The organism is Streptococcus sp. HMSC072D03 (assembly GCF_001812855.1).
GTDB classification, from domain to species: domain Bacteria; phylum Bacillota; class Bacilli; order Lactobacillales; family Streptococcaceae; genus Streptococcus; species Streptococcus salivarius_D.
Genome location: NZ_KV810679.1, coordinates 1 through 11,585, shown reverse-complemented (window position 1 = coordinate 11,585; position 11,585 = coordinate 1). Strand labels below are relative to the sequence as shown.

The window sequence follows — 11,585 nt, the reverse complement described above, 5'->3', positions numbered from 1 at the left end:
GAAAAACGATATGATTTGACATGAATTTATAGGTGAAATTTCTTGAAAACGAGAATCGTTTAAAGAAATTTTGCCTTTTTATGCTCCTTAAAGAAAAAATCTGACAAATATCAATTTTGAGTCAGAATCATTGTAAAAGCTATTGTATCAAGGACTTTGGCGGCTTTTATGAAAAATAGTTTTAGTTATCAAATGATATGAAAATGAGAATTGAAAACCTATGAAATAGGTGTGTTACAAAGTTTTTCTAATATTAATGTTATGTAATATATATTTTATAAAAAAACAATTAATTCGAGAAATAGTTAGAAAATAATGATATAATATAACTGTTTGAAATCGGATAGATTTCAGTCTGATTTTGACAAATAAAATCACGGGGAAAATTATAATGGAAAATAAGATACACTATAAGCTTCATAAAGTTAAGAAGCAATGGGTTACAATTGCAGTTGCTTCTGTAGCACTTGCTACTGTCTTGGGAGGATTGTCTGTAACAACATCTTCAGTTTCAGCGGATGAAACTCAAGATAAGACAGTAACTCAATCAAATTCAGGTACAACAGCTTCTTTAGTTACTTCTCCTGAAGCAACCAAAGAAGCCGATAAACGTACAAATACAAAAGAAGCAGATGTTTTAACACCTGCTAAAGAAACAAATGCTGTAGAAACAGCGACTGCAACGAACACACAAGCAACAGCTGAAGCAGCTACAACAGCAACAACAGCTGATGTAGCAGTGGCAGCTGTTCCAAATAAAGAAGCAGTTGTGACAACAGATGCACCAGCTGTTACAACTGAAAAAGCAGAAGAACAACCAGCAACAGTGAAGGCTGAAGTTGTTAATACAGAAGTTAAGGCGCCAGAAGCTGCTTTGAAAGATTCAGAAGTAGAAGCTGCGCTTTCCTTGAAAAACATCAAAAACATTGATGGTAAATATTACTATGTTAATGAAGATGGTTCACACAAAGAAAACTTTGCCATTACTGTAAATGGTCAATTGCTTTACTTCGGTAAAGATGGTGCTCTTACAAGTTCATCAACATACTCTTTCACACCAGGAACAACAAATATTGTTGATGGTTTCTCAATAAATAACCGTGCCTACGATTCATCTGAAGCTAGCTTTGAATTGATTGATGGTTATTTGACTGCAGATAGCTGGTACCGTCCAGCTTCTATCATCAAAGATGGTGTAACTTGGCAAGCATCAACTGCAGAAGATTTCCGTCCACTTTTGATGGCTTGGTGGCCAAATGTAGATACACAAGTTAACTACTTGAACTACATGTCTAAAGTATTTAACTTGGATGCTAAATATTCAAGTACAGATAAGCAAGAAACTTTGAAAGTTGCTGCTAAGGACATTCAAATCAAGATTGAGCAAAAGATTCAGGCTGAAAAATCAACACAATGGTTGCGTGAAACTATCTCTGCCTTTGTTAAGACACAACCACAATGGAACAAAGAAACTGAAAACTACTCTAAAGGTGGCGGCGAAGATCACCTTCAAGGTGGTGCCCTTCTTTATGTGAATGATTCACGTACACCATGGGCGAATTCTGACTATCGTCGTTTGAACCGTACAGCAACTAACCAGACTGGTACAATTGATAAATCAATTCTTGATGAGCAATCAGATCCAAACCACATGGGTGGTTTCGACTTCTTGCTAGCTAATGACGTAGATTTGTCAAACCCAGTTGTTCAAGCGGAACAATTGAACCAAATCCACTACCTTATGAACTGGGGTTCAATCGTTATGGGTGACAAGGATGCTAACTTCGATGGTATCCGTGTCGACGCGGTAGATAATGTCGATGCAGACATGCTTCAACTCTACACAAACTACTTCCGTGAGTACTATGGTGTTAACAAATCTGAAGCAAACGCTCTTGCTCACATCTCAGTCCTTGAAGCATGGAGCCTTAATGACAACCACTACAATGACAAGACAGATGGCGCTGCGCTTGCTATGGAAAACAAACAACGTTTGGCTCTCCTCTTCTCATTGGCTAAACCAATCAAAGAACGTACACCAGCTGTAAGTCCTTTGTATAACAATACTTTCAACACGACACAACGTGATGAAAAGACTGATTGGATTAACAAAGATGGAAGCAAGGCCTATAACGAAGACGGAACAGTTAAACAGTCTACAATCGGTAAATATAACGAGAAATACGGAGATGCGTCAGGAAATTACGTCTTTATCCGTGCCCATGATAACAACGTTCAAGATATTATTGCTGAAATCATCAAGAAAGAAATCAATCCAAAATCAGATGGTTTCACGATTACTGATGCTGAAATGAAGCAAGCCTTTGAGATTTACAACAAAGACATGCTCAGCAGCGACAAAAAATATACGCTTAACAACATCCCAGCGGCTTACGCGGTTATGTTGCAAAACATGGAAACTATCACTCGTGTCTACTATGGAGACCTTTATACAGATGATGGTCACTACATGGAAACTAAGTCTCCATATTACGATACCATTGTTAACTTGATGAAGAGTCGTATCAAGTATGTATCTGGTGGGCAAGCACAACGTTCATACTGGTTGCCAACTGATGGTAAGATGGACAATTCAGATGTTGAACTTTACCGTACAAATGAAGTCTACACTTCAGTACGTTATGGTAAAGACATTATGACAGCTAATGATACAGAAGGTTCTAAATACAGCCGTACTTCTGGTCAGGTAACACTTGTAGCTAACAATCCAAAATTGAATTTGGATCAATCAGCTAAACTTAATGTTGAAATGGGTAAAATCCATGCCAACCAAAAATACCGTGCTTTGATTGTTGGTACAGCTGATGGTATCAAGAACTTTACATCTGATGCAGATGCAATCGCAGCAGGTTACGTTAAAGAAACAGACAGCAACGGTGTCTTGACTTTCGGTGCTAATGACATCAAGGGTTATGAAACATTTGATATGTCTGGTTTCGTAGCAGTTTGGGTTCCAGTTGGAGCTTCAGATAATCAAGATATCCGAGTAGCGCCTTCAACAGAAGCTAAAAAAGAGGGTGAATTGACTCTTAAAGCGACTGAAGCTTATGATTCACAATTAATCTACGAAGGCTTCTCTAACTTTCAAACTATTCCAGATGGTTCAGATCCTTCAGTCTATACTAACCGTAAGATTGCTGAAAATGTTGATTTGTTCAAATCATGGGGTGTAACATCATTTGAAATGGCACCTCAATTTGTATCTGCTGACGATGGTACCTTCCTTGACTCAGTTATCCAAAATGGTTATGCCTTTGCAGACCGTTACGATCTTGCCATGAGTAAGAACAATAAATACGGTTCTAAAGAAGATCTACGTGATGCTCTTAAAGCACTTCATAAGGCTGGTATTCAAGCAATCGCTGACTGGGTTCCAGACCAAATTTACCAATTGCCAGGTAAAGAAGTTGTAACAGCGACTCGTACTGATGGTGCTGGTCGTAAGATTGCGGACGCTATCATTGACCACTCACTTTATGTGGCTAACTCTAAGTCATCAGGCAAAGATTACCAAGCTAAATACGGTGGTGAATTCTTGGCTGAACTTAAAGCTAAGTACCCTGAAATGTTCAAGGTAAACATGATTTCAACTGGTAAACCAATTGATGATTCTGTTAAATTGAAACAATGGAAGGCTGAATACTTCAACGGAACAAACGTTCTTGAACGTGGTGTTGGCTATGTACTTAGCGATGAAGCAACTGGTAAGTATTTCACTGTCACTAAAGAAGGTAACTTCATTCCTCTTCAATTGACAGGTAAAGAAAAGGTTATTACTGGATTCTCAAGTGATGGTAAAGGAATCACTTACTTCGGTACAAGTGGTACACAAGCTAAATCTGCCTTTGTAACCTTCAATGGTAACACTTACTACTTTGATGCTCGTGGTCACATGGTTACTAACAGTGAATACTCACCAAATGGTAAAGACGTTTATCGTTTCTTACCAAATGGTATCATGTTGAGTAATGCCTTCTACATTGATGCTAATGGTAATACCTACCTTTATAACTCTAAAGGTCAAATGTACAAGGGTGGTTACACTAAATTTGATGTTTCTGAAACTGATAAAGACGGTAAAGAATCTAAGGTTGTGAAATTCCGTTACTTCACTAATGAAGGTGTCATGGCCAAAGGTGTTACGGTTATTGATGGTTTCACACAATATTTTGGAGAAGACGGTTTCCAAGCTAAAGATAAGTTAGTAACCTTTAAAGGTAAAACTTATTACTTTGACGCACACACTGGTAATGGTATCAAGGATACTTGGAGAAATATCAATGGTAAGTGGTACTACTTTGATGCAAACGGTGTTGCTGCTACAGGTGCACAAGTCATCAATGGTCAAAAACTTTACTTCAATGAAGATGGAAGCCAAGTTAAAGGTGGCGTTGTTAAGAATGCAGATGGTACTTACAGCAAGTACAAAGAAGGTTCTGGAGAGCTAGTGACTAACGAATTCTTCACAACTGATGGCAATGTTTGGTACTATGCAGGCGCTAATGGTAAGACTGTTACAGGTGCACAAGTCATCAATGGCCAACACCTATACTTTAATGCAGACGGAAGCCAAGTTAAGGGTGGTGTTGTTAAGAATGCAGATGGTACTTATAGTAAGTATAATGCTTCAACAGGTGAACGCTTGACTAATGAGTTTTTCACAACAGGCGACAACAACTGGTACTACATTGGTGCTAATGGTAAGTCAGTGACTGGTGAAGTTAAAATTGGTGACGATACTTATTTCTTCGCTAAGGATGGTAAACAAGTAAAAGGTCAAACAGTAAGTGCTGGCAATGGTCGAATTAGCTATTACTATGGTGATAGTGGTAAGAGAGCTGTTAGCACATGGATAGAAATTCAACCAGGAGTTTACGTTTACTTTGATAAGAATGGTCTTGCTTATCCACCTAGAGTGCTAAACTAATTGATTTAAAAAGGAGGACTTTGGTTCTCCTTTTTATATTTTATGGGAACGAGTCTTTTTTATGACAAAATTATAATCTATTATTAATGTGATAAAAATATCATTAAAATAAGTTTTATTAACTTTTTTTGATAATAAAAAATGATATAATAAGTAAGTCTTTAAGATGTAGATTTTAAGACAAAAAATATATTGGGGAAAAATTGAATATGGAAAATAAAGTACGCTATAAACTGCACAAAGTGAAGAAGCAATGGGTTACTTTAGCGGTTGCTTCAGTAGCCTTGGCTACCATTGTTGGTGCTAGTGTTACCACGTCTTCACTTGTTTCGGCAGAAGAAATAAATAATACTAATGGATCACCTTCAACAACTACAGTCGGGGAAAATACAAATCCTGTGGTTGAAAAAGAGGTAGGCACAACAACAGAGGTGGCAAATACTTCAAATGCCACAACAACAGACCGAGCAGCAGTTACTGCTGACAAACCAGCTGGAACGACAGTTCAACCAAATTCAGGAACAACTAGTGATAGAGCTGCAGCAGTAGAGGTTGAAGCCAAACCTGAAACGACTGCTAAGCCAGAAGTTGCTACTAAACCAGAAACAGCTACAACATCAGAAGTCGCTGCAAATGCTGGAGTAGCTGCTCCAACGACTGAGAAGTCTAAAGAGCTTTCTGAAGCCGAAATTAAGGCTGCAGTCTCACTCGATAATATTAAAAAAGAAAAAGATGGTAAATATTACTATCTTTTAGAAGATGGATCACACAAGAAAAACTTTGCCATTACTGTAAATGGTCAGGTCCTTTATTTTGATGAAAATGGTGCCCTTTCAAGCACATCAACGTATTCATTTACACAAGAAACAACAAATCTAGTCACTGATTTTACAAAAAATAATGCTGCCTACGATTCAACTAAAGCAAGCTTTGAACTTGTTGATGGTTATTTGACAGCAGACAGTTGGTACCGTCCAAAAGAAATCCTTGAAGCTGGTACAACTTGGAAAGCGTCAACTGAAAAAGATTTTCGTCCACTTTTGATGTCTTGGTGGCCTGATAAGGATACTCAAGTAGCTTACTTGAATTACATGACTAAGGCTCTTAGCAACGGTGAAGAAACAAAAGATGTCTTTACGATTGAAAATTCTCAAGCTAGCTTGAATGCCGCAGCTCAAATCCTCCAACGTAAGATTGAAGTTAAGATTGCTGCTAATAAGTCAACAGACTGGTTGCGTCAGTCAATCGAGGCTTTTGTTAAAGACCAAGATAAATGGAACATTAATTCTGAATCGCCAGGTAAGGAACACTTCCAAAAAGGTGCGCTTCTTTTTGTGAACAGCGATTCAACTAAATGGGCTAACTCTGATTATCGTAAGCTTAATCAAACGGCGACAAGTTATATTAAAAATCATAAGATTGTTAATGGTAGCGATGGTGGTTATGAATTCTTGCTCTCAAATGACATTGACAACTCTAATCCAGTCGTTCAAGCAGAAATGCTTAACCAATTGTATTACTTTATGAACTGGGGACAAATCGTCTTTGGTGATAAGGACAAGGATGCTCACTTTGATGGTATACGTGTTGATGCTGTGGATAATGTTAGCGTTGACATGCTTCAATTAGTGTCTTCATACATGAAGGCTGCATACAAGGTTAATGAGTCGGAAGCTCGTGCCCTTGCGAATATCTCTATTCTTGAAGCATGGTCACACAATGACCCATATTATGTGAATGAGCACAACACAGCAGCTCTTTCTATGGATAATGGTCTCCGTTTGTCAATTGTTCACGGATTAACTCGTCCAGTAACTAATAAAGGTACAGGTGCACGTAATGCATCAATGAAGGACCTTATTAACGGAGGTTATTTCGGTCTCTCAAACCGTGCAGAAGTCACTTCATATGATCAACTTGGTTTTGCAACCTACCTCTTTGTTCGTGCACATGACTCAGAAGTTCAAACGGTTATCGCAGACATTATCAGTAAAAAAATTGATCCTACAACAGATGGTTTCACTTTCACATTAGATCAATTGAAACAAGCTTTCGATATTTATAATGCTGATATGTTGAAAGTTGATAAGGAATATACGCATTCAAATATTCCTGCTGCCTATGCTTTGATGCTTCAAACAATGGGTGCGGCAACACGTGTTTATTATGGAGATTTGTATACTGATAATGGTCAATACATGGCTAAGAAATCACCATACTTTGATCAAATCACAACTCTTCTTAAAGCGCGTCCTAAGTATGTAGCTGGTGGTCAAACATCTTATATCCACAACCTTGCTGGTGATGGGGTATCATCTGCTAAAGACAATAAAGAAGTTCTTGTCTCTGTCCGTTATGGTCAAGATTTGATGTCTAAGACAGATACAGAAGGTGGAAAATACGGTCGCAATTCAGGTATGTTGACCCTTATTGCTAATAACCCGGATTTGAAATTAGCAGATGGTGAAACTATTACTGTAAATATGGGTGCAGCCCACAAGAATCAAGCTTATCGTCCACTCTTGCTTGGTACGGAAAAAGGTATTGTGTCATCATTGAATGATTCAGATACTAAGATTGTTAAATACACAGATGCACAAGGAAATCTTGTCTTCACAGCTGATGAAATCAAAGGCTTTAAGACTGTTGATATGAGTGGTTACCTTTCAGTTTGGGTACCAGTAGGTGCGACTGACGATCAAAACGTTCTTGCTAAACCATCAACAAAAGCCTATAAAGAAGGGGATAAGGTTTATAGCTCTTCTGCAGCACTTGAAGCACAAGTGATTTACGAAGGCTTCTCAAACTTCCAAGACTTTGTCAAAGAGGATAGTCAATACACTAACAAATTGATTGCAGCTAACGCAGACCTCTTCAAGTCATGGGGTATTACGTCATTTGAGATTGCACCTCAATATGTCTCATCTAAGGATGGCACTTTCCTTGATTCTATTATTGAAAATGGTTATGCCTTCACAGACCGTTACGACTTTGCCATGAGCAAAAACAATAAATACGGTTCAAAAGAAGACCTTCGTGATGCCCTCAAGGCTCTTCACAAACAAGGTATTCAGGTCATTGCTGACTGGGTTCCAGACCAATTGTACACCCTTCCAGGTAAAGAAGTAGTGACTGCTACGCGTACTGATACACATGGTAAGGTCCTTGATGATACTAGCTTGGTTAATAAACTTTATGTGACAAATACCAAGTCATCAGGTAATGATTTCCAAGCCCAGTACGGTGGTGCCTTCCTCGACAAACTTCAAAAACTTTATCCAGAAATCTTCAAAGAAGTTATGGAAGCGTCTGGTAAGACAATTGATCCATCTGTGAAGATTAAACAGTGGGAAGCTAAATACTTTAACGGTACAAACATCCAAAAACGTGGTTCTGACTATGTTCTCAGCGATGGTAAATTGTACTTCACCGTTAACGATAAAGGTACCTTCCTCCCAGCAGCCTTGACTGGTGATACAAAAGCTAAGACTGGTTTTGCCTATGATGGTACAGGTGTAACTTATTACACAACATCAGGTACTCAAGCTAAGAGTCAGTTTGTAACTTATAACGGTAAGCAATACTACTTTAACGATAAGGGTTACCTTGTAACTGGTGAACAAACTATCGATGGTTCTAACTATTTCTTCTTGCCAAATGGTGTCATGTTTACTGATGGTGTCAGAAAAAATGCCAAAGGTCAATCATTGGTTTATGGTAAGTCAGGTAAATTGACGACTCAAACTGGTTGGAAAGAAGTTACCGTTAAAGATGATAGTGGTAAGGAAGAGAAATTCTACCAATACTTCTTCAAGGGTGGTATCATGGCTACTGGTTTGACTGAAGTAGAAGGTAAGGAAAAATACTTCTATGATAATGGTTACCAAGCTAAAGGTGTCTTCGTTCCTACAAAAGACGGCCATTTAATGTTCTTCTGTGGCGATTCAGGTGAACGTAAGTACTCAGGCTTCTTTGAACAAGATGGTAACTGGTACTACGCTAATGATAAGGGCTATGTTGCCACTGGATTTACTAAGGTAGGTAAACAGAACCTTTACTTCAATGAAAAAGGTGTTCAAGTTAAGAACCGCTTCTTCCAAGTTGGTGATGCCACATACTATGCAAATAACGAAGGTGACGTTCTTCGTGGTGCGCAAACCATCAATGGAGACGAACTCTACTTTGATGAATCAGGTAAACAAGTTAAAGGTGAGTTCGTGAACAATCCTGATGGTACGACTTCATACTACGATGCAATCACAGGTGTGAAACTTGTTGATACATCACTAGTAGTTGATGGTCAAACCTTTAATGTCGATGCTAAGGGTGTTGTGACTAAGGCACATACACCAGGCTTCTATACTACTGGGGACAACAACTGGTTCTATGCAGACTCATATGGACGTAATGTCACAGGTGCTCAGGTCATCAATGGTCAACACCTCTACTTTGATGCTAATGGTCGCCAAGTTAAGGGTGGCTTCGTAACGAACACTGACGGTAGTCGTTCATTCTACCACTGGAATACCGGTGATAAATTGGTATCAACCTTCTTCACTACCGGTCATGATAGATGGTATTATGCTGATGATAGAGGTAATGTCGTTACAGGAGCTCAAGTTATCAACGGTCAAAAACTCTTCTTTGATACTGATGGTAAGCAGGTTAAAGGTGCTTTCGCAACAAATGCGAATGGTAGTCGCTCATACTACCACTGGAATACTGGTAATAAGTTAGTATCAACCTTCTTCACTAGTGGAGATAACAACTGGTATTATGCAGATGCCAAGGGTGAAGTTGTTGTTGGCGAACAGACGATCAACGGTCAACACCTTTACTTTGACCAAACTGGTAAGCAAGTGAAGGGGGCAACTGCTACGAATCCTGATGGCTCAATCTCTTACTATGATGTTCATACAGGGGAAAAGGCTATTAATCGTTGGGTTAAAATTCCTTCAGGGCAATGGGTATACTTCAACGCTCAAGGAAAAGGCTACGTGTCAAATTAAGAGTAATGAATGAAAGAAGTCAATCACTTTTGTGGTTGCTTTTTTCGTAAAAAATTGTCTAACTTTTATACATTCAGGTCATTTGTCTGGGTAAAAAAGTGGTATAATAACTCTTGCTAAATCTTTATTTTGGAGTACACATGGCTAAGTCAAAAAATACTATTGAAAGTCGGATAGATTACTCGATTCTCCTGCCAGTTCTCATATTGCTACTGGTTGGTTTGGTTTCGATATTTATAGCGACAAATTTTGATTACCCAAAGAATCTTGTGCAAGTCATGTCTCAGCAAGTACTATGGATTTTTCTAGGTTCAGTACTTGCTTTTGTTGTCATGTTATTTAATACAGAGTTTCTTTGGAAGGTAACCCCCTGGCTCTATATTTTCGGTCTGGGGCTTATGGTTCTACCTCTTGTTTTCTATTCTCCTGCTTTGGTTGCCTCAACAGGAGCGAAAAACTGGGTAAGCATTGGATCAGTCACCCTTTTCCAACCATCTGAATTTATGAAGATATCCTACATTCTCTTTCTATCGAGAATAGGTGTTTGGGCTAAGCAAGGTAAGGAAGTGACCAACCTTCAGGATGACTGGTTATTGCTCTTCCAATATGTTGCAGTCACGCTCCCTGTTTTAGGTTTACTAGTTCTTCAAGGAGATATGGGGACTGCCTTAGTCTTTCTGGCTATTTTAGCCGGTATCGTAGTGGTTTCGGGGATATCCTGGCGTATTATCTTGCCGGTAGTTCTAGCTTTTGCAACAGGGTTAGCCTTGTTTGTAATGATATTTACCACAGATTGGGGTAAGGAAGCTATGCTCAAGATGGGGGTACAAACCTATCAGATTAACCGTATCTCAGCTTGGTTGGATCCCTTCACTTATGCAGATGGTATCGCCTTTCAACAGACACAAGGGATGATTTCGATTGGTACTGGAGGAATCTATGGTAAAGGCTTTAATCATCTGGAGTTGAACGTACCGGTTCGTGAGAGTGATATGATTTTCACAGTCATTGCGGAAGATTTTGGTTTGGTAGGTGGTGGATTGGTTCTTCTAACCTATCTCTTCCTTATTTACCGCATGTTGCGAGTGACGTTCAAATCTAACAACCGTTTTTATACCTTTATTTCGACAGGCTTTATCATGATGATTGTCTTCCATATTTTTGAAAATATTGGGGCAGCAGTTGGAATTCTTCCTTTGACAGGTATTCCTTTGCCCTTCATTTCTCAAGGGGGATCATCGCTCATCTCTAACTTGATTGGTGTTGGTTTGGTGCTTTCAATGGCTTATCAGACTAACCTCAACGAGGAAAATAAAATTCTCCTGGCTATGTCTCGTCGTATGCGTACGTCTGGAACTAGTCAAGTGAAACCTGTTTCTAAGAGCAAGTCTAAGAAAAACAAGCCTTCGAAGAGTGTTACCAAGGCCTCTCAAGAATTGGTCAAGGCTAAAGATAAGGTTGATAAGGCCACTGAGAAAATGCGTCAAACCATTTCTCAAAATACGCCAAGCATTCATCAAGGCAAGCGTCGTAAGGGTTCGAAAAAGAAACCGACACGTAAACATTAAGAGAAAACAAGTTGGTTAATCCAACTTGTTCAGAATGAAGACAAACATCGTTTTTGATGT

2 protein-coding genes and 1 pseudogene are annotated in these 11,585 nt (G+C 38.8%); all 3 read left to right on the top strand.

From position 1 onward, the window contains the following. The first annotated feature begins 391 nt into the window (after positions 1-391). Positions 392-4,948, top strand: coding sequence for a glycoside hydrolase family 70 protein (locus HMPREF2877_RS06920; protein WP_070579366.1), 4,557 nt, complete (start codon positions 392-394; stop codon positions 4,946-4,948). 209 nt (positions 4,949-5,157) lie between these two features. Then, positions 5,158-9,957: a glycoside hydrolase family 70 protein gene (locus HMPREF2877_RS06915; RefSeq protein WP_070579362.1), complete on the top strand. Its 4,800-nt coding sequence runs from the start codon at positions 5,158-5,160 to the stop codon at positions 9,955-9,957. Between the two features lie 140 nt (positions 9,958-10,097). Next, positions 10,098-11,267 (top strand): annotated as a pseudogene (locus HMPREF2877_RS06910) (FtsW/RodA/SpoVE family cell cycle protein); the annotation flags it as partial. Positions 11,268-11,585: the final 318 nt, after the last annotated feature.